The 24,572-nt window shown below is 57.9% G+C and carries 18 protein-coding genes; 6 read left to right on the top strand and 12 right to left on the bottom strand.

All coding sequences use genetic code 11. The features are described from left to right. Positions 1–31: 31 nt before the first annotated feature. From QN399_RS01355 to QN399_RS01345, 3 genes are all read right to left on the bottom strand, one after another. A complete protein-coding gene (locus tag QN399_RS01355) occupies positions 32–802 on the bottom strand; it encodes a siderophore-interacting protein (protein WP_322181500.1) in 771 nt (256 codons plus the stop codon). Then, positions 802–1,389: a PadR family transcriptional regulator gene (locus QN399_RS01350; RefSeq protein ID WP_322181498.1), complete on the bottom strand. Its 588-nt coding sequence runs from the start codon at positions 1,387–1,389 to the stop codon at positions 802–804. The genes QN399_RS01355 and QN399_RS01350 overlap by 1 nt, the downstream gene beginning before the upstream one ends. 77 nt (positions 1,390–1,466) lie before the next feature. Further along, positions 1,467–4,592, bottom strand: coding sequence for a transglycosylase domain-containing protein (locus QN399_RS01345; RefSeq protein ID WP_323565659.1), 3,126 nt, complete (start codon positions 4,590–4,592; stop codon positions 1,467–1,469). Positions 4,593–5,124: 532 nt separating this feature from the next. Here QN399_RS01345 and QN399_RS01340 point away from each other — a divergent pair. Beyond that, positions 5,125–6,546, top strand: a complete 1,422-nt coding sequence (locus QN399_RS01340) for an amino acid permease (protein WP_322217629.1) — start codon at positions 5,125–5,127, stop codon at positions 6,544–6,546. A 53-nt stretch (positions 6,547–6,599) separates the two neighbouring features. Here QN399_RS01340 and QN399_RS01335 read toward each other — a convergent pair whose 3' ends face one another. Both QN399_RS01335 and QN399_RS01330 read right to left on the bottom strand, forming a co-directional pair. Then, positions 6,600–7,058 (bottom strand): hypothetical protein, encoded by a 459-nt coding sequence (locus QN399_RS01335; RefSeq protein WP_330200465.1) that lies wholly within the window; start codon positions 7,056–7,058, stop codon positions 6,600–6,602. 112 nt (positions 7,059–7,170) lie between these two features. Further along, complete coding sequence (locus tag QN399_RS01330; protein ID WP_322217624.1) at positions 7,171–8,298, bottom strand: OpgC domain-containing protein; 1,128 nt, start codon at positions 8,296–8,298, stop codon at positions 7,171–7,173. Between the two features lie 242 nt (positions 8,299–8,540). Here QN399_RS01330 and QN399_RS01325 point away from each other — a divergent pair, with 242 nt between their 5' ends. Continuing rightward, positions 8,541–10,133, top strand: a complete 1,593-nt coding sequence (locus tag QN399_RS01325; protein WP_330200464.1) for a glycosyltransferase family 39 protein — start codon at positions 8,541–8,543, stop codon at positions 10,131–10,133. Between the two features lie 66 nt (positions 10,134–10,199). Here the strand turns inward: QN399_RS01325 and QN399_RS01320 are convergent, their stop codons facing one another. Both QN399_RS01320 and metR read right to left on the bottom strand, forming a co-directional pair. Next, positions 10,200–11,816 (bottom strand): FMN-binding glutamate synthase family protein, encoded by a 1,617-nt coding sequence (locus tag QN399_RS01320; RefSeq protein ID WP_322181484.1) that lies wholly within the window; start codon positions 11,814–11,816, stop codon positions 10,200–10,202. A 239-nt stretch (positions 11,817–12,055) separates the two neighbouring features. Beyond that, the gene (gene metR, locus QN399_RS01315) at positions 12,056–12,973 is read right to left on the bottom strand and encodes a transcriptional regulator MetR (RefSeq protein WP_322181482.1); all 918 of its coding nucleotides are present in this window, start codon (positions 12,971–12,973) and stop codon (positions 12,056–12,058) included. Between the two features lie 107 nt (positions 12,974–13,080). On the opposite strand from metR, the gene metE reads away from it, so the two are divergent. The 3 genes from metE to QN399_RS01300 all read left to right on the top strand — a co-directional run bounded on the left by metE (position 13,081) and on the right by QN399_RS01300 (position 17,237). Further along, positions 13,081–15,393 (top strand): 5-methyltetrahydropteroyltriglutamate--homocysteine S-methyltransferase, encoded by a 2,313-nt coding sequence (gene metE / locus QN399_RS01310; protein WP_330200463.1) that lies wholly within the window; start codon positions 13,081–13,083, stop codon positions 15,391–15,393. A gap of 122 nt (positions 15,394–15,515) precedes the next feature. After that, on the top strand, positions 15,516–16,508 hold the full coding sequence (locus tag QN399_RS01305) for an alpha/beta hydrolase (RefSeq protein ID WP_322181478.1): 993 nt from the start codon (positions 15,516–15,518) through the stop codon (positions 16,506–16,508). A gap of 72 nt (positions 16,509–16,580) precedes the next feature. After that, positions 16,581–17,237 carry a DsbA family oxidoreductase gene (locus QN399_RS01300; RefSeq protein ID WP_323565661.1) on the top strand — a complete coding sequence of 219 codons (657 nt, stop codon included), beginning with the start codon at positions 16,581–16,583 and terminating at the stop codon, positions 17,235–17,237. A 5-nt stretch (positions 17,238–17,242) separates the two neighbouring features. Here QN399_RS01300 and QN399_RS01295 read toward each other — a convergent pair whose 3' ends face one another. The 5 genes from QN399_RS01295 to QN399_RS01275 all read right to left on the bottom strand — a co-directional run bounded on the left by QN399_RS01295 (position 17,243) and on the right by QN399_RS01275 (position 23,511). Beyond that, complete coding sequence (locus tag QN399_RS01295) at positions 17,243–18,640, bottom strand: sigma-54 dependent transcriptional regulator (protein WP_322181474.1); 1,398 nt, start codon at positions 18,638–18,640, stop codon at positions 17,243–17,245. Further along, complete coding sequence (locus tag QN399_RS01290) at positions 18,637–20,388, bottom strand: ATP-binding protein (protein ID WP_322181472.1); 1,752 nt, start codon at positions 20,386–20,388, stop codon at positions 18,637–18,639. Before QN399_RS01290 ends, QN399_RS01295 begins: the two co-directional genes overlap by 4 nt. 165 nt (positions 20,389–20,553) lie before the next feature. Next, a complete protein-coding gene (locus tag QN399_RS01285; protein ID WP_322181470.1) occupies positions 20,554–21,429 on the bottom strand; it encodes an alpha/beta fold hydrolase in 876 nt (291 codons plus the stop codon). Continuing rightward, positions 21,426–22,820 carry an aminotransferase class III-fold pyridoxal phosphate-dependent enzyme gene (locus QN399_RS01280; protein ID WP_322181467.1) on the bottom strand — a complete coding sequence of 465 codons (1,395 nt, stop codon included), beginning with the start codon at positions 22,818–22,820 and terminating at the stop codon, positions 21,426–21,428. The genes QN399_RS01285 and QN399_RS01280 overlap by 4 nt, the downstream gene beginning before the upstream one ends. Then, a complete protein-coding gene (locus QN399_RS01275; RefSeq protein ID WP_322181465.1) occupies positions 22,813–23,511 on the bottom strand; it encodes an MtnX-like HAD-IB family phosphatase in 699 nt (232 codons plus the stop codon). The genes QN399_RS01280 and QN399_RS01275 overlap by 8 nt, the downstream gene beginning before the upstream one ends. 248 nt (positions 23,512–23,759) lie before the next feature. Between QN399_RS01275 and QN399_RS01270 the strand changes: the two genes are divergently transcribed. Beyond that, entirely contained in the window at positions 23,760–24,545 is a 786-nt protein-coding gene (locus QN399_RS01270) for a MipA/OmpV family protein (RefSeq protein WP_322181463.1), read from the top strand. Positions 24,546–24,572: the final 27 nt, after the last annotated feature.

The following is a 24,572-nucleotide window of genomic DNA, read 5'->3' as shown; positions in this document are numbered from 1 at the left end:
GGTCTGTTCAAGACCGCATCGCCGACATCGTTCAACCGTTGTCGGCCTCATTCAGGCGCCAGTAACCGACGGTTTTTACCAGACTTTCCTCCAGGCCAAATTCATTCAGCAATACACGACGAATCTTGCGTGACAACGCCGCTTCAGTTGCCACCCAGGCGTATAGCTTGCCTTCCGGCATTTCCAGCCTGCGGGTAACCTTCACCAGATCCTGCTCGCCCCGCACAATCCAGATCACGTCGACCTGAGCCAGACTGTGCAAGGTCTGCTGCTCGGACGAGTCGGCGATCTCGACCACCACCAGCGCACTGCGGTTTGCCGGCAGGCTTTCTACACGGCGGGCAATGGCGGGGAGGGCGGTTTCATCGCCGATCAGCAAGTAGCTGTCGAAGATATCCGGGACGATCATCGAGCCCCGTGGCCCGGCGATGTACAGCGTTTGCCCCGGTTTGGCCTGCGCTGCCCACGTGGCGGCAGGCCCCTCGCCGTGGAGGACGAAATCGATATCCAGTTCGCCAGCCTCTGCGTCATGGCGCCGAGGCGTGTAGTCGCGCATCGCCGGGCTTGGGCCATCGCTTGGGGAGCCGGGGACGAAGGTCTCGAGTGCCGCCTGCTCTTCGGCCGTTTGCGCGAAGATCAACTTCACGTGGTCATCGGTGCCCAGGCTGACAAAGCCCTGCAGTTGCGGCCCGCCCAAGGTGATGCGGCGCATCCGGGGTGTCAGGTCGATGACGCGCAGCACCTCCAGCTTGCGGCGTTTGATGTCATGGCTGACGCGGTGAATGGTCTGTTGCAAATTCATCAAGACTTCTCCGTGGCGCTGACAGGGCCGTCAACGATAGCTTTGGCGGTGTCGTTCAGCAGGGTGCTCACGCGCAGGATTTCTGCCGCATCCCAGCGCCCGTGATGCAGTTGCAGCGCATGCCGCAGGTTGTGCACGGCTTCATGGATTTGCGGCGGCCGATCATGTCCGCGCAAGGCGCGCTTACTGACGTCGATGCGCATGTGCACCCCCTCCAGCGCGATGGCCTGTTCAGTCAGCGAATGCTCACCACTCGGGGTCACGACGTAGCGTTTTTTCCCGCCGAAGGCGTCGCCGAGGATCATTTCGCTTTCTTCAAGAAAGGTCAGTGTCGGGTAGATCACCCCCGGGCTTGGGCTGTAGGCGCCGTCGAACATACCTTCGATCTGGCGGATCAAGTCATAGCCGTGGCTGGGTTGTTCGGCGATCAACGCGAGCAGCAGTAATTTCAGGTCGCCGGGAGCAAAGACCCGCGGGCCGCGTCCTCCGCGCTCACGGCCGGGACGTTTTTCGAAACCATCGCGGCCGTCACCGTGATCGCGGTGGTCTTGATGGGCATGGTGAGTGGGGTCACCTGGTTCGCTCATTTCTCTGTCTTCTGCGTAAGTTAGATATACCTTAAGATATATCTAACTTTTAGCGCAAGAGATAAATAGAATCATTATTATTGAGTGCTGGCCTGCAATGACACGGGCGGGGCGTTACAGGCGGTGTGGCTGCCCGGCACGAGATAGGGGTTAAGGATCGGCGCCATGCCTTTGAGCACCTGCACGGGCAACGCTGACGTGAACTTGAAGGCTTCGGACGCGCGACCGGGTACGAACGCCGTCAACGTCCCGAAGTGATTGGCGCCGATGTAGAACACAAACGTCGCCGTGCGGTTGATTGACCGCGACCCGAGGATTCTGCCTCTGGCGCCAATGCTCTCGATCCGGTTGTCACCGGTCCCGGTTTTGCCGCCCATGGCCAGCACGGTGCCGTCCTCGAGTTTGAAGCTGCCCTGTACACGCCGCGCCGTGCCGGCATCCACCACTTGCGACAGCGCTTCACGCATGGCCGTTGCGACCTCGACCGGCAGCACACGCTTACCCAGATTGGGATTATTCGCCAACTGCGTTTCGTAGGGCGTGCCGGCAGCAAAATGCAGGCTGTCGACGCGCAGTACAGGCAGGCGGATACCATCGTTCTGAATGATCCCGATCAACTCGGCCAATGCTGCCGGACGGTCCCCCGAGCTGCCGATGGCGGTCGCCAGTGACGGCACCAGATGATCGAACGGATAACCCAGTCGTTGCCAGCGGCTATGAATATCGAGGAACGCTTCGATCTCCATCATCGTGCGAATCCGCGTGTCGCGGGCGCTTTTGTGCCGACTTTTGAACAGCCAGCTATACACCTCTTGACGCTCGTTTTGACTGGCGACAAGTGCTTCGCTGAACTTCGCTTGCGGGTGTTGCAGCAGGTAGCCCACCAGCCACAGATCCAAGGGGTGAACCTTGGCGATATACCCTTGATCCGGCAGGTTGTACGCGCCCGGCCCGTAGTTTTGATACAGCTCGCCAAGGCGCTTGTCGGTCAATTTGTCGACCGCCGCTTTGTCATCGGCCAAGTGCGCGCGAACGAAAGCGTTAAACGCGCTCTGATCGGCATTGGGCAATAAGTAACGGTGCACGGCGGCCAGGCGAATCGCCGTGGGGTGCATGCCGTCGAGGAAGGTATCCAGCCGGTCCTGGGTGGACTTGTTCTTGTAGCGCTTCCAGAAGCGCAGAAGAAACACCGTGCCCTCGCGATCGGCAAACTGGCTCAGGTATTCCTGGCGTCTGGGGTCGTTATCATCCTTGAGCAACAGGGCGTTGCTGTTGGCCGACTGATAGATGCTGTAACGCACAAGGTCACGCATCAAGCGTATGAACGGCAGGTTGATGGACTCGCGTATCGCGTCGCGCAAGCTTGGGCTCCGACCATTGTCTTCTTTGCGAAAGTTATTGAAGTGATGCATCCCGCCGCCAGTGAAAAAACTTTCGCCGGGGCTGGCGGAGTACTGCCGATCCAGCGCTGCGGCGAGCATCTTCGACAGGTCTTGATCCTTGTTCTGCATCAGGTAATCGAGGGCCCAGCGGGTTAGCCGGTCCTGGTCTTCGACCGGGACTTTTTTCAGTTCGGAGGGCATTTTTCCGGCGTAGCGTTGATGCAGCTCAGACATGATTTCCAGGTAGGTGGTCAGCACCCGCATTTTTGCAGTAGAGCCCAGTTCCAGCTTGCTGCCCTCGTTGATGTCGAACGGTTGGTCGGTGCTGTCGGTCTGCACCCGCACCCGAGAACCATCCGGGTCGCGTTCGAACAAGGTGAAGCTGTAACGCACCTCCTGGGTGCTGGTCGGCGTCAGCAAATGTTCACCGATCAAGCCCATTTTTGTGGCGAAGGCCGGGTCCGCAAGATCCCGCAGGTATTGACTGACGCTGGTTTGCAACTCCCCTTGCAAGGTACTGGTCGCCGCCAGATCCAGACGGTCGAGGTCATACAGAGGGCGATTGAGCAGAGTGGACAGACGACTGCGGGCGACACTGATGCCCTTGTTGGTTTCGATGGGCTGAAGGGTCGGTTGCTGGGCCCAGTCACGATAGGTCACAGCGCTGGCCAGCGCTGCATTCGACAGCGCTTGATCAATGACATTGTTCTGCGCCAGCAGGCGGATATGGCTGTCAGTCAGTTGCGCCAACTCTTCGCGACCTCGGGCCAGATAATGCGAAGGCCGACGTTGGGCGATCACCAGTGACAACACCTGACGCAACGCCAGACCGCGTTCAGCGAGGCTTTTCGGGTCGTTGGCAGTGTCAGTCAGTTGCTGATTGACCTTATCGAAGTCTGCGCCATACCAGACGCGTAAACCCTCAGCCAGGCCATGCACTTCACCATGCCCCGGCACGGCTGACAGCGGGACACTGTTGAGGTAATCACGGACCACGCGCTGCCGTGCCTCCAGTGTCTGCGGGCCATCTTGATAGGCACGGACGCTGGCGGAAATCATCTGCCGCAGCTTCTCTGCACCGGACTGGGTCAATCCATCGGGTGAATGGCGATACTTTTCCAGTTGCGTGGCGAGTGTACTGCCGCCAGCGGATTGGCCGGGCAGGGCGAAAAGCTTGGCGACCTGGGAGAGCGCGGCCTTGGCAAAGCGCGGCCAGTCGACGGCAGGGTTGGCCAAGGGTTGTTGCGGGTCAAGCAGGTCGCGGTTCTCGATAAACAGCAAACTGTGGACCACCAAGGGCGGGATCGCCGCAAAGCTGGAATAGAGCTGCTGCGGATAACGGAACTGATAGAGCGGAGCTCCCCGACAATCAGTAATCGACAACCCTGCCTGAATTTTCTCTTGATAGGGCACGAAGAAACCGCGCTGGCTATAGGCGAGCAGGTCGGGAGAGAACCGGGTTTGCCGGGTCACTAGATAATCGCGTTTGAGCAAGCGTGGCAGAAACTCACCCAGCGCCGAATACCCCAGACGTCGATCGAACGGGCCCTCGCCGGGGTACATGATTGAGTTGCTCGGACCGGGCTGCATCGAATAACTGAGCGTGGCGGCGAAGCGGCTGAACTCACGGGCTTGCAGTTTTGAACTGCGGGTTTCGGCAGATATGGCAAGCCCTAGAGCGGCCAGCCCTATCAGCGACAGCAACCAGAACAGACGCCAGCCATACCGTTTACGGCGTGGACGTTTAGGCAGGGGAGCGTCATCAGGACCGTCAGCAGGAACCACGGTCTTCTTTGAATCGGAATGCCATAAAGCGCCCATAGTCGATTGGCCCGGTTAAGCGTGTTAATCGCACCTGTCACAAGCTTAGACGCTGGTCGCGATTGGTGAAAACTTTGTCATACGCATGTAGGCAAATTCCCTTGAAACCTCTCGCTCGATATCGAGGCATCAACCGTGCGTCAGGGTAGGGCGTGTGGGCGATACAAACCCTGTTTGCGCACGAGATAGATTAAAACCCTGCGGCAGAATATATCCCTCTTCTAAAGCGGTTTTTGCCGTGAATTATCGCCAAATTTAAGTGTTTATATAGTGAAAGCCACTGGCTGTGGATTTTTATACTGCGCGACCATCGCGAGAGTACGTATCTGGCCTTTTCCGATGGATGTTCTTTTTTGAGGCGTGATGCGCACGTTTGTTGTGCTGGGCTCGCCTCCGATTTCAGTAGGACCATTCGCGCATGACGGGCTCGCTCATAAGGACGAACCTGATAATGCGACGCGCAGGCTTACCCGCCGGTGCTTTGAATCGTCGACTGACTACATATCCAATAACAATATGAGGTTGTAAATTTATGCCAGTCGGCAAGCACACTTTGCACACCGAGACCGCTCAAGGCGGGCCTCTGAAACGAGAGTTGGGCGAGCGCCACATTCGTCTGATGGCCTTGGGTGCCTGTATTGGTGTCGGCCTGTTTCTCGGTTCCGCCAAAGCCATCGAGATGGCCGGGCCCGCGATCATGCTGTCGTACATCATCGGTGGCCTGGCCATCCTGGTGATCATGCGCGCGCTCGGCGAAATGGCCGTGCACAACCCGGTCGCTGGCTCTTTCAGCCGCTACGCACAAGACTATCTCGGCCCCTTGGCGGGCTTCCTTACCGGCTGGAACTACTGGTTCTTGTGGCTGGTGACCTGCGTTGCGGAAATCACCGCCGTGGCCGTTTACATGGGTGTCTGGTTTCCCGAGGTTCCGCGCTGGATATGGGCGTTAGCGGCACTGATCAGCATGGGCTCCATCAACCTGATCGCAGTCAAAGCCTTCGGTGAATTCGAGTTCTGGTTCGCCCTGATCAAAATCGTCACCATCATCGCCATGGTCGTCGGCGGTATTGGCGTCATCGCCTTCGGTTTCGGTAATGACGGTGTCGCGTTGGGCGTTGCCAACCTGTGGAGCCACGGCGGCTTCATGCCCCACGGCGTGCAAGGCATCCTGATGTCACTGCAAATGGTGATGTTCGCCTACCTCGGCGTTGAAATGATCGGCCTGACCGCCGGTGAAGCGAAGAACCCACAGAAAACCATTCCCAGTGCCATCGGTTCGGTGTTCTGGCGGATTCTGTTGTTCTACGTTGGTGCGCTGTTTGTGATCCTGTCGATCTACCCGTGGAACGAAATAGGCACCCAGGGCAGCCCTTTTGTGATGACCTTCGAGCGTCTGGGTATCAAGACCGCCGCCGGCATCATCAACTTCGTGGTCATCACTGCGGCACTGTCGTCCTGCAACGGCGGCATCTTCAGTACCGGACGCATGCTCTACAGCCTGGCGCAGAACGGCCAGGCACCGCGTGGCTTCGCCCAAACCTCGAGCAACGGCGTACCACGTCGTGCACTGCTGCTGTCGATTTTTGCCTTGTTGATCGGCGTATTTCTCAATTACCTGGTGCCGGAAAAAGTCTTCGTCTGGGTAACGGCCATCGCGACCTTCGGTGCGATCTGGACCTGGACCATGATCCTGCTGGCGCAACTCAACTTCCGCCGAGGCCTGAGCAAAACCGAGCGCGACCAACTGAAATTCCGTATGTGGCTATGGCCGCTCAGCTCTTATCTGGCGCTGGCGTTCCTGATCCTAGTGGTAGGCCTGATGGCTTACTTCGAAGAAACCCGCATCGCGTTGTATGTCGGGCCAGCGTTCCTGGTACTGCTGACGGTACTGTTCTACGTGTTCAACCTGGCGCCGAAAAACGAAGCAGTGGGCGCTATACGTCCGGCGTTGTAACACCGCCTGAAACGCAAAAAGCCCTGGTCGGTTCATAATGATCGGGGCTTTTTTTACCCCTCACTGTCTCCGGTATTTGGTGGGCTGATTTCGCAGGCGAGCCTGCTCCCACAGTTCTTGTAGTTTTTTGACAATTCAGCGTTCGACAAACCAAGATCGGCTTTGAAAAGGATCAGTTCGGATTTTATGTGTTCAAGCTCTATCTCGGCATCCCATCTCAATGCCCATGTTTGGAACATACGGCATGTCCAGCAGCACTCTTTTTCTGTCAGCGGGATCATATCGGTTCCCCACGGATCTACCTCTCTCGTGTTGATCTCTGAAAGTTGGTCCTCCGACAGGGTTACAGGAAAACAACTTTTGGGTAAAAGCTTTTCCAGGGTATACATTTTAGGGCGCGTCATTGCCGCCAGATCTTCCGGACAATTCCAGTTTTCAGGCAGCGGTAGCAGCGGCTCCTCAATTGCCTGATATCCCCCTACCCAAACGGCAGTACCTTTGATTTCCATCATCCTTCCCTCACTGATTCGTTCACTCTCCTTGCATAACGACCCACCTTCAAAAAACTTGGCCTGATAAACCCGTAGGAAATTTCCGAGAGTGCGTTTCAGTGAGACGGCGTTCTCAAACTGCCACCACCTGCCCCGGCGTCCCCAGCCTTTTATTCAATTCCAGCCCGCTCGCCATGAGCATCATCAAGCCCAAACCCAGCAGAGCGGTAAAGACTTGCATCGGCCAGGTGTCGCCAGCGAGAGCGTTGGCCATGTCGGCCAGCGGCGCGAGCAGGACGCTGAGGCAGAAGACTTCCAGGGAATAGCGACCCATGCGGCAGGTTTGCTGGGCCGGCCAGTTGTTCAGCCATGCCTGACCTGTCGGCAGCAGTTTCGCGGCGCAGTAAGCCAGCGCCAGAAAGTGCAGCAGGCGCGCGGGCGAGAGGTCGGTTTTGCTGATCGGGTACAGCAGGTCGGAGATGGCTTTTGGTATCAACATCTCGTGCAGCCCCGGCCATTTCCACGACAGGGTAATCAGCCCGGAGATCACCACGTATGTCGCGCAGACGATGAACAACGGTTGCTGCTTCAGCGGGCGTGGTTGCGGGGCGCTCGGTCGTTGCCCACGAATTGCGCAGGCACCGCCGAGGACGAACAGCAGTTGCCAGGCCACGGGGTTGAAGTACCAGACGCCGCCTTCATAAGCCGAGAGATTCCAGCCAAATAGCGGCACCATCAGGTACAACGCAACGGACAGTCCGACCACGTATTCGGTCCGGCGCAGCATCCAGGGCAGGATCAGTGGCAAGGCCAGCAACAGCAGAATGTAGAGCGGCAACGGGTCAGTCAGGTTGGGTTTGAAGCGCAGGAGTAACTCATCGGCCAAGGCTTGTTGCGGGTTTCTGACGAAGTAGCTCAAGCCCATCTCCTGGATCATGTCGCGGGTTTCGACATGATTGTTGGCGACGAACACGATACCCATCAGCAGCGTCAACAGGAAGATATGCACCACATACAGCACCCACGCCCGCCGCAGGATGCGGACGCAGGCGACGACAAAACCGTCGCGCAAGGCGATGCGTCCATAGGCCAGCACTGCTGCATAACCGGCGAGAAATACAAAGATCTCCGCCGCATCGCTGAAGCCGTAGTTGCGTACAGTAAGTTGGGCGAAGGGGTTGCCAGGCACGTGATCCCAGAAAATGAAGATCAGCGCCAGACCTCGAAAGAAATCGATTCGAGGATCGCGTCCGTTAATCATGTCAGCGGGCTCTTCAGCGGGTGTTCGATCGGGAGGTGGGTGCGGCCTTGGAGGTTCCAAGTAGCACATCGGCGGCGCGCAGGGTGGCGTCATTGGTGAATAAATGCAAAAACAGGCTATTACTTAATGTCTCAGGAACATGGGGGCTGCTGCGGTAGAACCTTAGGCAATGGTCACAGTCTGCAGGGTATGCAGTGCTCATGATCGGTCTGGAAGCTTAAGCGCAAGTCGGGGGGATTCGCATGATGGAGCTACTTCAGCCCCAAAAAAGCACGAGTGCTGAACGTGTTGCATGGTTATTTCGGGAGCGCTGGGTGCTGCTGACCATCCTGGCCCTTGCAGCTTTGGTGCGCTTTTATGAAGTGACCGGGCCGGCCATCTGGTACGACGAAGCTGCCAGCGTGCTGATGAGTGAGTTTTCGTTCCCTCTCATCTGGTCTCACACCACATACGATGTTCATCCGCCTCTTTACTACCTGCTGCTGCATGGGTGGACGGCTGCATTTGGCAGCGGGGTTTTTGCGCTTCGGGCCATGAGTGTGTTGGCGGGCGGGGTGACTGTTGGGTTAGGTGTCTGGCTGGTGAGGTTGATTGCAACGCGTCGTGCCGCGATGCTGGCCGGGCTGCTTCTGGCACTTCTGCCTATTGCCGTGCGTTACAGCCAAGAGGTGCGGATGTACGCACTTCAGGGGGCCTGGCTGATGGGGGCGACGATAGCCCTGATTTACTGGATTAAACATCCGCAGCAGCGTCGATACCTGATCGTCTACACGCTGCTAATGGCTGCGGGGCTTTATACCCACTATTTTGCGGGGCTGTGTGTGGTCTCGCATTGGCTCTATCTGCTGTTGCTACGTTTCCAGCACTCGCGTACATGCCACCTCATTTCACGACCTGCGTGGTGGACCGCCAACGCTGCCGTGGTGGTTCTTTACTTGCCCTGGGTCCCTCATTTAATCAATCAATTGTCGTTGACCGGGGAAGTGGGCTGGATACCGCCTGTCACAGTCTTCAGCGTGCCTTCCATTATTTGGGAATCGTTAACGCTCGATGATGGGAGAAGTCTGCCCTGGCCGATATTTATTGCCCTGCCTGTGTGGGTGTTGCTGGCTTCCGGATGGAGTGTCCTGCGCGACAATCAGCCTTACAGGCTTCATGCGTTACTGGCCATCTATACCTTTGTGCCAATAGGGGTAGTGTTTTTAGTTTCGTTTAAACATTCGTTTTTTGTGCCCCGTTATTTCATGTTCGCGGTGATCGGGTTGCCGCTGATCCTGTCCATCGCACTGGATCGACTGGCGCATCGGTATCGAACGCTTGCCATTGTATGCCTGACAGTTTTAGTCAGTGGGGAGGGGGTAGGGCTCTACAACGTTTATAACCAGACGAATAAATTGAATGACACAGTCAATCAACCAGACAATCAGATCGACAAGACGACCGATTACATTAATCAGCACTTCGCTACGGGTGACCGCATCGTGGTAAACGATATTTATTGGTACTTGAGCGTTGCCTACTACAACAAAACCGGGACGATTCCGTTGCTCTACACCCCGCCGTTGCCGACTGGGGAGTCTGGACGTCCTGGCGAACAGGCTGAGGGTGCTCTGTTGTATCAAGATGCGGACGCGCTGTATGTCGATAACCTTGGCTCACTGCCTTCCGAGACAAGGCGGGTATGGGTGGTCCAGGGCAGTGAACCGGACGAAGCCATGACAGTCCCGAAAAACTGGCTGCCAGTCAGCGCGTTGACCACGGGTGACACGCAAGTCTGGCTTTACGCCGTCTGCACAACGGCCGTGTGTGGGCCGTTGAGAGCAGCCAGTAACTAAGTGCAGTGTCAGTAACGTTGAGCCTCGACCATCGTTCCTCGTCGGGGCTCAACGCATCAATCGGCCTCAGGCTGCGGCAGTGTTGGGCTCAAAACTGTCGGCTCGCGCCATCTGCCACATGTTCGAGTAGAACTCGCCATCCACTTCGCCGGTCAGCAATTCGCCAGGCTTGAGGAATACGTGGGACTGGGAGAACAGTTTGATCTCTGTGGCGGACATCCGTCGGACCAGATGCTTGGCCTCAAGCTGCGAAGGGTGATCGAGGCCGGCTGCAGCCAGCATTTCGGCCAATGCCTTGAGCGTGCTGCGGTGGAAGTTGAACACCCGCTGCGCTTTGTCTGGCACTACCAGTGCCCGTTGACGCAATGCATCCTGGGTGGCAACGCCGGTCGGACATTTGTTGGTGTGGCAGCTTTGCGATTGAATGCAGCCAATTGCGAACATGAAGCCGCGTGCCGAGTTGGCCCAATCGGCACCAATCGCGAGCACGCTAGCGATATCGAACGCGCTGACAATCTTGCCGCTGGCACCCAGCTTGATTTTGTCCCGCAGGTTCAGGCCGACCAGGGTGTTGTGCACGAACAGCAGACCTTCACGCATAGGCACGCCCATGTGGTCGGTGAATTCCACGGGTGCCGCGCCGGTGCCGCCTTCTTTGCCGTCGACCACGATGAAGTCTGGAAGGATGCCGGTCTCGAGCATGGCTTTGGCGATGCCCATGAACTCCCACGGATGCCCCAGGCAAAACTTGAAGCCCACGGGTTTGCCACCAGACAGTTCGCGCAGTTGAGCAATGAAGTGCATCAGTTCGCAAGGGGTCGAAAACGCACTGTGTCGCGAGGGTGAGATGCAATCTTCGCCCATCATGATGCCGCGGGTTTCGGCGATTTCCTTGGTCACTTTGCCTTTGGGCAAGATGCCGCCGTGGCCCGGTTTGGCGCCTTGGCTCATCTTGATTTCGATCATTCGCACTTGCGGATCTTTTGCCTGTGCGGCGAAGCGCACCGGATCGAAACGGCCATCCGATGTCCGGCAGCCGAAGTAGCCGCTGCCCAGTTCCCAGGTCAAATCGCCGCCGTTTTCCCGGTGATACGGGCTGATGCTGCCTTCGCCGGTGTCGTGGGCGAAATTGCCGAGTTTGGCGCCCTGATTCAGCGCGCGAATCGCATTGGCGCTAAGCGAGCCGAAGCTCATCGCCGAGATATTGAAGACCGAGGCCGAGTACGGTTGTTTGCACTGCGGACCACCGACCAGCACGCGAAAGGCGTGGGGATCGCTCAACGGTGCGGGGCGCATCGAGTGGCCGATGAATTCGAAACCTGTCTGATAGACATCGATCAACGTGCCGAAAGGCTTGTCCGCCGTTTCATTTTTGGCGCGCGAATATACCAACGAACGCTGGGCCCGAGAGAAGGGCAGAGCGTCGCTGTCGGACTCCAGCAGGTATTGGCGGATCTCCGGGCGGATGCCTTCGACCAGGTAACGGATGTTGCCCAGAATCGGGTAATTGCGGCGTATCGCGTGCGGGGTCTGCAGCAGATCGCCGATGCCGATCAGGCTGAGTACACCGGTGACCAGGGTGAATGGCCAGAGCCATTCGTGGTGCCAGAACGGAATGCTGGCGAAGGTGAAACATACGCAAAACACAAAAAAAGCGTAACGACTGAGGAGGGACAGGCTCATGCGGAATCCTGGGGCTTTATGACGGTTAATGACGAAAATGCTGGCGCTGTTCCGCGCCTATCAATCAGTGGTTTCACCCCGGGTCTCTATGGACCGGCAATGAAACCTTCCCTCGGTGCAGACGAATGTAGCGCCGATAATACTCTGTCAGCTCAAAGTGTTTCGGCGAAGATCACGCTAAGCCCATCGGATAACGGCCTGTCTCTGCTTCCGGGGAGGCGCTAGCGGGCCGTACATCCTCACCTGACTGCACTCACCCCATCCAGCGTCGAGAACGAGGTGTCTTTGGCGGTCAGCAGGAAATCACGCATGTACGGCGCATCGAGCATGTCGGCGCGGATGCCGGCATACAGCGTGGCGAACAGGCCTTTTTCGCCTAATCGCTTGGCTTTCACATAGCCCCGCGAGCTGTATTCATGCAGCGCCCAATGGGGCATGCCACACACGCCGCGTCCGCTGGCGACCAGTTGCATCATCATCACCGTCAGTTCTGAGGTTCGCACCTGCGCCGGTTCAACATCGGCCGGCTCCAGAAAGCGGGTGAAGATGTCCAGACGGTCGCGCTCAACCGGGTAGGTGATCAAGGTTTCCTTGAGCAGGTCTTCCGGGACAACATACGCCTTGTTCGCCAGCGGATGCTGATTGGCCACCGCCAACATGGCTTCGTAGGTAAACAATGGGACGTAGGTGATGCCCACCAGCTCCAGTGGGTCGGAGGTCACCACCAAGTCCAGATCGCCGCGGGCCAGTGCCGGCAGCGGCGCGAAGGAAAACCCGGACGACAGGTCCAGCTCGACTTCCGGCCAGGCATCACGGAACTGGTCGATGGTCGGCATCAGCCACTGGAAGCAACTGTGACACTCGATAGCCATGTGCAGGCGCCCCGCAGTTCCGCCCGCCAGACGGGCGATGTCACGCTCGGCACCCCGCAATTGCGGGAGGACTGAATCAGCCAGCTGCAACAGGCGCAGCCCTGCACTGGTGAACCGTACGGGTTTGGTTTTGCGCGTGAACAGCGACATACCCATGCGCTCCTCCAGCTCCTTGAACTGATGGGACAAGGCAGATTGCGTCAAGTGCAGGCGCTCGGCCGCTTCCACAAGGCTGTCGGCCTCGCGCAAGGCGTGGAGGGTTTTCAGGTGGCGGATTTCCAGCATGGAGGTCTCCATGAATAAACTTTGTGATCAATACGAATACAATGAGTTTGTCTCATGTTGGTCGAGCTGTCGACAATAGCGCCATCTTTTATTGGGAGGACGTTGTCATGGCCTTGGCCCACACGCTTGGATTTCCGCGCATCGGCGCAGACCGTGAATTGAAAAAAGCGCTGGAAGCGTACTGGAAAGGCGACCTTGATCAAGCGGGCCTGCGTGCAGTTGGTCGTGAGTTGCGTGCTACCCACTGGCGTTTGCAGAAAGACGCCGGGATTGACCTGCTGCCAGTCGGCGACTTTGCCTGGTACGACCAGGTGCTGGCGCATTCGCTGACTTTCGGCGTGATCCCTGAACGCTTCGCTGGCGCCAAAGACGATGCTGGCTTGCCAACCCTTGATACGTTGTTCGCCATGGCCCGTGGCGCCAGCGATCATTGCTGCGGCGATAGCCACGGCAAGGCGCAATACGCTCAAGAGTTGACCAAGTGGTTCGATACCAACTACCACTATCTCGTCCCTGAATTCACTGAGGACCAGCGTTTCCAGCTGAGCTGGGAGCAGTTGTTCGAGGAGGTCGACGAAGCCCGGGCGCTGGGTTATGCAGTCAAACCGGTATTGATCGGCCCTTTGACGTACTTGTGGCTGGGTAAAGCCAAGGGCGACAGCTTCGACAAACTTGATTTGCTGGAACGCCTGCTGCCGTTGTACGGCGAAATTCTCGGACGTCTGGCGGCGCAGGGCGTTGAATGGGTGCAGATCGATGAACCGATCCTGACCCTCGACCTGCCACAAGACTGGAAAAACGCGTTCGAACGGGCGTATCACAGCCTGCAATACTCGCCGCTGAAAAAGCTGGTCGCCACTTACTTCGGCGGCCTGGAGGACAACCTTGGGTTGGCGGTGGCGCTTCCGGTAGCGGGGTTGCACATTGATCTGGTGCGCGCGCCGGAACAGCTGGCGGCAGTGCTTGACCGTCTGCCGACCTATAAAGTGCTGTCGTTGGGCGTGGTCAACGGGCGTAACGTCTGGCGCTGCGACCTGGACAACGCACTGGAGCAACTGCAACACGCGCACGTCCGCTTTGGCGACAATCTGTGGGTCTCCGCGTCATCCTCGCTGTTGCACAGCCCGGTGAGTCTCGACCGCGAAGACACGCTGGATGCCGAACTGAAAAGCTGGCTGGCCTTTGCCGTGCAGAAGTGCGAAGAAATCGCGGTGCTCAGCGCGGCCTTGAACGATCCGCAGGCTACGACAGTGCAGGCCGCTTTGGTTGCGAGTCGCGCTACACAGCTCAGCCGCCAGCAATCACCGCGTATTCACAAACCCCACGTCGAGGCACGTCTGGCGGCGATCACTGCGGCTGATAGTCGGCGTCAGTCAGTGTTTGCCGAACGCATTGAGCTGCAACGTGCGCGGCTGAATCTGCCGCTGTTTCCGACGACTACCATTGGCTCGTTCCCACAGACCGCGTCCATTCGTCTGGCGCGTCAGGCGTTCAAACAGGGCACCTTGTCGGCCGCTGATTACACCGAAGCCATGCACCGGGAAATACGTCATGCGGTGGACGTTCAGGAGCGTCTTGGGCTGGATGTACTGGTGCATGGCGAGGCTGAGCGTAACGACATGGTCGAGTACTTCGCCGAGCAATTGGACGGGTATGCGTTTAGCCGGTTTGGCTGGGTCCAGAGCTACGGTTCGCGCTGCGTGAAGCCAGCGGTGATATTCGGTGACGTGAGCCGTCCGCAGGCGATGACCGTTGAATGGACGCGCTACGCGCAGAGCGTGACCGGCAAGGTCATGAAGGGCATGCTCACAGGCCCGGTGACCATGCTGATGTGGTCGTTCCCGCGTGAAGATGTTTCACGCAAGATTCAGGCGCAACAGCTGGCGCTGGCGATCCGTGACGAAGTGCTGGATCTGGAGCAGGCGGGAATCAAAATCGTGCAAATCGACGAAGCAGCCTTCCGCGAAGGATTGCCGCTACGCCGTGCACAGTGGCAGGAATATCTGGAGTGGGCGGTGGAGGCTTTTCGCCTGTGCGCGTCTGGCGTGCGTGATGAAACCCAGATCCACACCCACATGTGTTACAGCGAATTTAACGACGTGATCGAATCAATTGCTGCCATGGACGCCGACGTAATTACCATTGAAACGTCACGCTCGGACATGGAGTTGCTGGAGGCCTTCAACGCATTCGACTACCCGAATGACATCGGGCCGGGGGTCTATGACATTCATTCGCCGCGCGTGCCGGAGACCGCCGAGATGGTCAAACTGATGACCAAGGCGGTCAGGCACATCCCTGCTGAACGGTTGTGGGTCAATCCGGATTGCGGCCTGAAAACCCGCGGCTGGGTCGAGACAGAAGCCGCGTTGGCGAACATGGTGGCGGCGGCACGGCAACTGCGGTGCGAATGGGTTTGATCGCAGGCTGAACCCCGACCACCGGGCAGCATTCATCAAATTGTCATGCAACTGTGGCGGCGCGCTTTGAAAAACATCATCAAACTTCGCACCTACTGGGGATTTGCGGCTTGGTGTTTTTCATGCGGGTGTTAATTTTCTGGATCGCACTGTTGTGCGGCCTGCCGTCTTTTGCGGCTTCTCGATGCGACGTCAACGTCCCCACGCAAGTGGCCGACCTCAAAGAGGTGCACCTGGCGTATCAGAGCATCGGGCGTAACTCCGATCCGGCCCTGGTTTTGGTGATGGGGCTGGGAGGCCAGTTGATTCACTGGCCGGACGAGGTGGTGGTCGCGCTCTGTCAGCAAGGCTTTCGGGTCATCCGTTACGACAACCGCGACGTGGGTTTGTCCACCTGGACACAGGCGCCAGCCAGTCCCAACCTCACCTATGAAGTCCTGCGCTACAAGCTTGGCTTACCGGTTTCTGCACCGTATAGCCTGACAGATATGGCCGACGACGCCCTGGGCTTGATGGATTCGCTGCATGTTCGGCAATTCCATGTGCTGGGCGCGAGTATGGGCGGGATGATCGCTCAGCACCTGGCGGACATTGCGCCTGATCGCGTAGAAAGCCTGACCCTGATCATGACCAGTTCCGGCGCGCAGGGGTTGCCTGCACCGAGCCCGGCGTTGCTGCAACTGCTGGCCAGACGCAGTGCGCCGAGTCGCGAGGTGGCCATAGAACAACAGGCCGACTTGCTTGCCGCACTGGGCAGCCCTCAGGTGTTGGATGATCGCAAGAAGCTGTTGCAGCAGGCGGCAACTTCTTATGACCGCGCCTTCAATCCTGATGGCGTAAAGCGCCAGATTCTGGCGATTCTGGCCGAGTCCAGCCGTGTCGAACTGCTCGACCGTTTGCGCCTGCCAACGCTGGTGGTGCACGGCACCGCCGATCCGTTGTTGCCGGTGATGCACGGCATCCATGTCGCTGCGCATATCCAGGGCAGTCAGTTGCGCTTGATTCCGGGGCTGGCTCATCGCTTTCAGGAAGCGTTCAAGGCGCCGCTCCTGGCGGCGGTTCTGCCGTATCTGAAAGCGCATCAACACGACGGCAGTCACGTCGCGCAGTTGTAGCTCAGGTGAAAAGGACGCCGACGAAGGTGTAAGGTGCGAGCTTTCCCACTGCAATACGTGAGCGAGGGTTCCATGAGCACACCCCTGAAAATCGATTTCGTTTCTGATGTGTCCTGCCCTTGGTGTGTGATCGGCCTGCGCGCTTTGACCCAGGCGCTGGAAGGGCTGGGTGATGAGGTCAAGGCCGAGATCCATTTCCAGCCGTTCGAGCTCAACCCGAACATGCCCGCTGAAGGTCAGGACATCAACGAGCATATCTTCGAGAAATACGGTTCGACGCCCGAACAGTCCCGGCAGAATCGCGAAGTGATTCGCCAGCGCGGTGCCGAGCTGGGGTTTACCTTCTCACAGGGTGACCGACGCATCTACAACACCTTCGACGCCCACCGCCTGTTGCATTGGGCTGAACTGGAAGGCAAGCAGCAAGCGTTGAAAGAGGCCTTGTTTGCAGCGTACTTCACGGATCATGCCAACCCTTCGGATCATAACGTGCTGGCAGCCGTGGCTGAACGGGTGGGCCTGGACCGCCAGCGTGCCGAAGCAATTCTGGCTTCAGGCGAATATGCCGCCGAGGTCCGTGAGTTGGAACAGCTGTGGGTGTCGCGTGGGGTCAGTTCAGTGCCGACCATCGTCTTCAACGACCGCTATGCTGTGTCTGGCGGGCAACCGGTGGAAGCGTTCACCGACGCCATTCGTCAGATCATTGCGGAGGCTGCCGAGCCGCAATAACGCGTCTACCGGACAATCTTATCCACGTGGATGGCCAGTTTTTTCAGGCGATACCATAGGCTGCGCTCGGAGACCCCGATCAAGTGTGCGGCAGCGGCCTGGACGCCGTGGGTTTCATGCAGGGCGGCGAGGATGTAGGCTTTTTCCACTTCGGCGAGGGCCGCATCCAGATCTTTCGGGATATTTGCCCCTTCGCTGACTAGATTGATGACGCTGCTGTCTAGCGGGCGCGAGCCGAACAGGTAGGCCGGTAGGTCGCTTTCTTCAATGATGTGGCTGGAGGCGACGATGGTGGCGCGCTCTACACAGTTTTGTAGCTCGCGAATATTGCCCGGCCAAGGGTAATTGGTCATCGCCAGCATGGCTTCCGGGCTGAAACCGGTGATGCGTTTGCCTGCTGCGGCGCCCAGGGTGTGGGCAAAATGCATGGCCAGTGGTGCGATGTCGTCGGCCCGCTCGCGCAGGGGGGGCAGGGGGATCGGGAACACATTCAGGCGGTAGTAAAGGTCCTCACGGAACTCCTTTTTCGCCACGGCGTCGAGCAGGTCTTTGTTGGTCGCGGCAATCACCCGCACATCAACCTTGCGCTCACGTGAATCACCCACGGGCTCGATCACCCGTTCCTGTAAGGCACGCAGGATTTTCGCCTGCAGTGCCAGCGGCATGTCGCCGACTTCATCAAGAAATAGTGTGCCTTTGTCGGCCTGCATGAACCGTCCGACGCGATCAGCCACTGCGCCAGTGAAGGCGCCCTTGCGATGGCCGAACATTTCGCTCTCAAGCAAGCCTTCAGGGATTGCCGCGCAGTTGACCGCAATAAAGGGCTGGTCCGCGCGGTTGCCGTGTTTGTGGATCGCCCGTGCGACCATTTCTTTGCCGGTCCCGCTTTCGCCGGTCAGCAAGATGGTGGCGTTGCTTTCTCGCACCGAATCCACTGCCTGCAGCACCCGCTGAAAGGCCGGACTCTCGCCCACCAGGCTGTCGATCTGCTGATGCTGATCGAGTTCGGCGCGCAGACGTGCGTTGTCACGCAGGATGTCGCGAAATTGCAGGGCCTTGTTGACCGTGATGTCGAGTTCATCGATATCAAAGGGCTTGCTGATGTAGTCATACGCGCCGTTGCGCATCGACTGCACAGCGTTTTTCACCGTGCTGTAAGCGGTCATGACGATCACCGGCAGCAGAGGGAAGCGGAGTTTTATTTCAGCCAGCAATTGCGGGCCATCCATGCCTGGCATGCGCCAGTCAGTGATCACCAGATCGATCTCTTCGCGTTCGAGCACCGCCAAGGCATGCAGGCCGTTGCCGGCAGTGAACACCTGGATATCATTCTGGCTCAGGGCCGAAGCCAGCAGTTCGCAGAGCTTGGGCTCATCATCAACCACCAGCACGTTATGGCTCATGACCACTCTCCATCATAGGCTGGGATATACAGATTGAAGGTCGCCCCGACCCCCACCTGGCTGACGCATTCTACCCGGCCATCGTGGTTTTCCATGATCGAGAAGACCTTCGCCAGGCCCAATCCTGTGCCGGATGCCTTGGTCGTGACAAATGGGCTGAAGATACGTTCGATCATGTCCGGTTCAATACCGTGGCCTGTGTCGGAAATACTGATGACCGTAGTGTCTTCAACGATAGCAATACCGATCGTCAAGCGACCGCCCGAGGGCATCGCGTCGATCGCATTGAGGACCAGGTTCAGACAGGCCTGGGTCAGTTGCCGGGCGTCGGCATAAATCATGGCATTGGCATCGTGCTCGACGATCACCGCTTCGATATTATGGGTCGATAGTTCCGGCGCACAAAACCCCAGCAAGTCATCCAGCAGAGGCCTGGCCCGTTGCGTGGAGCGGATCGGCGCACTGGGTTTGGCGAAGTCGAGGAACTCGGTGATCAGGTCGTTGATCCGGGTGACCTCTGAAATCACATACTCCAGGTGGCGCTTGTCGGTTTCCGGCAGCTGCGCACGGCGGTGCAGCAATTGGGTGGCCGTTTTGATGATGCCCAGCGGGTTGCGGATCTCGTGGGCCAACCCCATCGCCACTTCGCCCAAGGTATGCAGACGGTCACGGCGGCGCAGTTGTGCTTCCAGATGCTGAAGCTCTTTGAGGCGTTCGGTCATGTCGTTGAAGGTCACGCTGAGTTCAGCCAATTCGTCAGTGCCGATGACCTCGACGCGCTGACGGTAATCGCCAGCGGTCACAGCCCTTACGCCTTCGGACAAACCGCGCAGTGGCTTGGTCAGTCGTTGTGAAATCAACCAACCGACGCTCAGCGACAGGGCCGAGCCCAACAGCAGGATCAGCATGAATAAATTGGTCTGATTGACCAGTCCGACCAGAGAGGTATGCCGTAGCAGGCCGCTGAAAATGATGCCTTGAAGCTCCCCGGTGTCATTGAAAATCGGCGTGTAAAGACCGGCATAGCTGGTGGTGAACTGCTCGCTGGGCTCTTTAGTCTCGCGCAATGTCTGTTCGATTTCGGGTGGCACGATCGCCGGGTGGTTCATAAAGCGCTGTGTTGAAAAAATCTCGCTGAAGCCGCCCGTGTCTTTCATGTACAGCCGCAGGTCGAGGGAGTGCACATCAGCCACGCTGGTAAGGAAGCTGTTGTCCAGATAGGTCCCGACCAGTAACTCATAATCGACGTCATCCTGAGTCGACTGATAGGTCGAAACAACGACGCCCGTGAACACGCTGCCGTTATGGATGGTTTGCATTACAGCGTTGGGCGCGATACTGATCTGCTCGATGATATTGTCGGCAACGGTGGAGAAAACCACTTTGTGGTCACTGCTGCGGATCAGCGCGACAACTTCGATGCCCATCGCATTAGCGAGGTCGGTGGTCAATTTGTTGTGCCGGGCGGCAGAGGGGGCCGACGGGCGGGTATTTTGCAGGAACAACTGAGAGACCCTGTTGTTAACCCGCAGGATTTCGCTGATCTCGTCCTGGACGATCCGGGTCGATTCCTGCAACCAAACACTGACGTTACTTTCAAAAATCTGCGACACGGTGGTCGCCGCCAATTCGGCGGCGATCATTGTCGGAATGACGCTGACCAGCCAGAACGCGAGGACCAGTTTGCGCTGTACGGTCCAGTGCGAAAGGGTAAACGTTTTTCGGGTGCGGCTTTTTTCTTCGCTCATCAACGCTCGCTTATTGCAGCAGCCGTGCCAGGGTCGAATCGCTCCTGTGTACAGCGAGTTTGCCCCGTTTCAATACAGTGCTCCAGCGCCCCGGGAAAACAATTATTGCAGGCGGCGCTGCTTGCCCAAAGACGGAAGAAGGCAGGTGGGGTGAGCATGTTGAGCTCAGGCCAGTTGCCGATGATCATTCAGAGGAACAGCCTGGAGGGACGGTTGCTCGGTCAGGCTGTCGATAAAGTCTGCGCTCAGCGTGATCACCTTACGGTACTGCAGGTCGACGGTAATCATGTGATAGCAGTTGTCGAGCAGTACTTTAGTGACCTTGCCGCCAAGGTGCTTCTCGACATAATCAGCATTCCAGCGGCTGGTGATGTCGTCTTCGATGGAGTGCAACACTAACGCAGGCGTGGTGACCGAAGGCATTTCTCGTTTCACGACGGCAACCAATCGATGCAGTTCGCGAACATTGACACCTGACATGGTCAGTAATCCGGCATTGCTGCTTTCGCCGGCTTTCATCTGGCGTTCGACGATAGCCCGCAAGCGCTTGTCTTTGATGCCGTAAGGCGATGTTTCGTTGAAACGGCACAGGTGCACGCCGAATGGAATGGCCATCAGTAGCGGTGTCAGTACCGCAGCTTTTGGCATGTTCCAGCCGTCGTAGCGCAAGGTCGTCGAATACAGCAGCAGGCCGGCGATTTGCCCCGGATGCTCGGCAGCCATGTGCATGGACATCACGGCGCCCATCGACAGCCCGCCGACGAACACCTGCGCGTGGCGTTGGCGTATGCCGACAAAGGCCTTGCGCGCGCTCTCGTACCAGTCTTTCCAACCTGTGGCTTGCAGGTCGGCGTTGTCGCCGCAGTGCCCGGCAAGCGTGGGTACGTACACGGTGTACCCACGCTTGGCCAAGCCTTGGGCAACCCGACGTAACTCCGTCGGGGTGCCGGTCAGGCCGTGGATCAACAACACCGCGACCGGACCACTGCCGAGAACGAAACTGGCGTTACCTTCGCCCATATCGATCTCTGGCAGGTTCACCGCTTCATGGCTCTATGCAGCAGGCGGTCGAGCAGGGCAATGCCCAGATCGATTTCTGCGTAGCTGATTTCCAGCGACGGAGCCAAGGTGATGACGTTCTTGTAGTAACCGCCCACATCGAGGATCAGGCCTAAGCGCTTGCCGTCGATTTCGATGTCGCCCTTCATGCCTTCGTCAACCATGAAGTCGAGTGTGGCCTTGTCCGGGGTGAAGCCATCCGGGCCGCAGATTTCTGCGCGCAGTGCCAAGCCCAAGCCGTCGACGTCGCCGATGATCGGGTAGCGTTTTTGCAGGTCTTGCAGGCCAGCCAGGAAGTACTTGCCCTTTTCCATGACCATCGCGCCGTAGTCGACTTCGGAGGTCATTTTGAACATTTCCAGACCTACCGCAGTACCCAGTGGGTTGGAGGCGAAGGTGGAGTGAGTCGAACCTGGCGGGAAGATTTTTGGGTTGATCAGTTCTTCGCGAGCCCAGATACCGCCCAATGGGTTGAGGCCGTTGGTCAGCGCTTTGCCGAACACGATTACATCAGGTTTGACGTCGAAGTGCTCAATGGACCACAGCTTGCCGGTGCGGAAGAAACCCATCTGGATTTCGTCGACCACCATCAGGATGCCGTGCTGATCCAGCACTTGCTTCAGTTCTTTGTAGAAGTTCATCGGCGGGATAACGTAGCCGCCAGTGCCCTGAATCGGCTCGACGTAGAATGCCGCGTATTCACACTGGTTGGTTTTCGGGTCCCAGACACCGTTGTATTCAGTCTCGAACAGGCGGGCGAACTGCTGTACGCAGTAGCTGCCATATTCTTCTTTGGTCATGCCTTTCGGACCACGGAAGTGGTAAGGGAAAGGAATGAACTGCGCTCGCTCGCCAAAATGGCCGTAGCGGCGACGATAGCGATAGCTGGAAGTGATTGACGAAGCGCCCAGGGTACGGCCGTGATAACCGCCTTCGAAAGCGAACATCAAGCTTTTGCCGTTGCTGGCGTTACGGACCACTTTCAAGGAGTCTTCGATGGACTGCGAACCGCCGACGTTGAAGTGAACTCGACCGTCAAGACCGAACTTGTTCTTGGCGTCTACGGCGATCATTTCTGACAGCTCGATTTTGCCACGGTGCAGGTATTGGCTGGCAATCTGCGGCATGGAGTCGATCTGTTGCTTGAGTGCGTTATTCAAGCGTGGGTTGGCGTAACCGAAGTTGACCGCCGAGTACCACATTTGCAGGTCGAGGTAAGCCTGGTCACTGGTGTCGTAGACGTACGAACCTTCACAGCGATTGAAAATGCGCGGCGGGTCGATGTAGTGAACGGTGTCGCCAAAGGAGCAATACTTAGCTTCTTTCTCCAGAAGAATCTGGTCTTCAGGGGTTGCGATACGAATTTCAGACATGGTGGAAGAGTTCCTGCTGTTCAAGAGGGAGGCTGATTGCGCGGGCCGGTTCGCTGTGAGGCAAGCGGGCGAGCAAAGCGGGTAAGTCGGCGAACGAGTCGAAGCGGGCATACGGAATGCCAGTGCGTTCGCAATGTTCGGCCAGGCGATCTTTGGCGAAAACGAAGTCGGCGGTCCCGGCCACGCACATGTCGGATTGACCGTCACCGATCACCAGGATGCGTTTGCCTTTGGGGGCGGACTTGCATTTGCAGTTGCCGGAGGCTGCGCGGCAGGCATCGCTGGAATGCGGGAACTCGATGCGCCAGCTGTCCTGATCGACCTGGCGCAGGCGATTGGCAATGATTGGCAGCAGCGGGCACTCATGCCGCGAAAGAACGCGGGCGATGCCTTGTTCGATGCCGTCGCTGACGATGTCCAGCGTCGCGCCGCGACTCAGGATAAGTTCGACGAAGTCAGGAAATGCCGGGTCTATATCGACGGTGTCGAAATAGCCGAGGAGCTGGGATGGTGAGGCTTTCACCAGCGCGAGCTGCCGACCCAGGCATTCTCGCGAGCCGATCTTGCCAGAGAGCCATTCGTCTTCGATGGCCTCCCAGCTAGGGTCGGCGAAACGCTCGAGGATGTTATCCACAGCGTCGGTCCGGGTGACGGTCCCATCGAAATCACACACGATATGCCAGTGCATCATCTGCAGGTGCCTATTTGATAAGGTCGATCAGGTAAGTAGAGCGCGCGCTTTGCGCTTGCAGTGGGGTACAGCATGGACTGTGCCAATATGCGCAAATCCCTCTATCAGTGGTTTTTGGCAGCCGCCGCCGAGCACAGCAGACCAGCAAGCTACAATTTTTGTAGGTTGCTACAAACAACATAAGTGCTTGCATTGGGGGGGTGTTTAGGCATTGATGCGCGCATGTTTTTCTGTTTGAGTTAGTTTTTATGCCTACTTTCGGGCTAAATCGCTGTTTTTTACTCACAAGTTTTGCGTGTATTTTCGGTTTCAGCTCGCCTGGACAGGCTGAGCCAATCGTTGGCGATCTTGGTATGGCTCTTAGCTATGGACCTCATGATCCCAGCGGGAGCAGTTACGAAGTCCGGCCTTTGCCCTATATGGACCTGACCTGGGGTGACCTCGGTCTCAGTTCGGACGATGGCTTGTCCTGGAAGGCGCTGAAGGGGGGTGGCTGGAGCGCCGGGCCGTTCCTTAACTATGTTCCGGGCCGGAATGCCAATGGCTTATTGCGCGGCTTGCGTGATGTATCGGACATGGGCGAGGCCGGTGGTTTCGTGCAATACAGCCCTGATGATTTCTGGCGTGTATATGCCCAAATGGGGCATGCGCTGGGTGGTAGCGATGGTCAGGGCGGGGTGCTGGGCCGGATAGGTGGTGAGCTGGGTTATCCACTGGGGTTGGGCATTATTGGCGATACGTCGGTGACGGCGAATTATGCGGATGGCCGGCAAGCCCAAACTTTTTACGGCGTGAGTGCACAGGAGGCCCAGGCCTCGGGCATTCGTCAATACGACGCCAGCGGCGGCCTGCAGAACGTTACCCTGACCCAGAGCGCGCAGTTCCCCCTTGGCCGAGGCTGGCTACTGCTGACCAGCGCCAGCTGGACTCATCTGGTCGGTTCAGCTGCGGACAGTTCAATCGTCAAACAACGAGGCAACGATAACCAGGGCGAGGTCAGTATCGCCGTGGCTTATCATTTCAACGGCCTCTAGAGTCGTCGGTTAGAAGCGGGCACGACC

The organism is Pseudomonas sp. 10C3 (assembly GCF_036346185.1).
Classification (GTDB): Bacteria; Pseudomonadota; Gammaproteobacteria; order Pseudomonadales; family Pseudomonadaceae; genus Aquipseudomonas.
This window is presented reverse-complemented; position numbering and strand designations above follow the sequence as displayed.

Coding starts and splice junctions, on each gene's coding strand:
- QN399_RS01355 (WP_322181500.1), bottom strand. CDS start 802: ATGAATTTGCAACAGACCATTCACCGCGTCAGCCATGACATCAAACGC.
- QN399_RS01335 (WP_330200465.1), bottom strand. CDS start 7,058: ATGATGGAAATCAAAGGTACTGCCGTTTGGGTAGGGGGATATCAGGCA.
- metE (WP_330200463.1), top strand. CDS start 13,081: ATGGCCTTGGCCCACACGCTTGGATTTCCGCGCATCGGCGCAGACCGT.
- QN399_RS01290 (WP_322181472.1), bottom strand. CDS start 20,388: ATGAGCGAAGAAAAAAGCCGCACCCGAAAAACGTTTACCCTTTCGCAC.
- metR (WP_322181482.1), bottom strand. CDS start 12,973: ATGCTGGAAATCCGCCACCTGAAAACCCTCCACGCCTTGCGCGAGGCC.
- QN399_RS01305 (WP_322181478.1), top strand. CDS start 15,516: ATGCGGGTGTTAATTTTCTGGATCGCACTGTTGTGCGGCCTGCCGTCT.
- QN399_RS01295 (WP_322181474.1), bottom strand. CDS start 18,640: ATGAGCCATAACGTGCTGGTGGTTGATGATGAGCCCAAGCTCTGCGAA.
- QN399_RS01345 (WP_323565659.1), bottom strand. CDS start 4,592: ATGGGCGCTTTATGGCATTCCGATTCAAAGAAGACCGTGGTTCCTGCT.
- QN399_RS01340 (WP_322217629.1), top strand. CDS start 5,125: ATGCCAGTCGGCAAGCACACTTTGCACACCGAGACCGCTCAAGGCGGG.
- QN399_RS01320 (WP_322181484.1), bottom strand. CDS start 11,816: ATGAGCCTGTCCCTCCTCAGTCGTTACGCTTTTTTTGTGTTTTGCGTA.
- QN399_RS01275 (WP_322181465.1), bottom strand. CDS start 23,511: ATGATGCACTGGCATATCGTGTGTGATTTCGATGGGACCGTCACCCGG.
- QN399_RS01325 (WP_330200464.1), top strand. CDS start 8,541: ATGATGGAGCTACTTCAGCCCCAAAAAAGCACGAGTGCTGAACGTGTT.
- QN399_RS01350 (WP_322181498.1), bottom strand. CDS start 1,389: ATGAGCGAACCAGGTGACCCCACTCACCATGCCCATCAAGACCACCGC.
- QN399_RS01330 (WP_322217624.1), bottom strand. CDS start 8,298: ATGATTAACGGACGCGATCCTCGAATCGATTTCTTTCGAGGTCTGGCG.
- QN399_RS01270 (WP_322181463.1), top strand. CDS start 23,760: ATGCCTACTTTCGGGCTAAATCGCTGTTTTTTACTCACAAGTTTTGCG.
- QN399_RS01300 (WP_323565661.1), top strand. CDS start 16,581: ATGAGCACACCCCTGAAAATCGATTTCGTTTCTGATGTGTCCTGCCCT.
- QN399_RS01280 (WP_322181467.1), bottom strand. CDS start 22,820: ATGTCTGAAATTCGTATCGCAACCCCTGAAGACCAGATTCTTCTGGAG.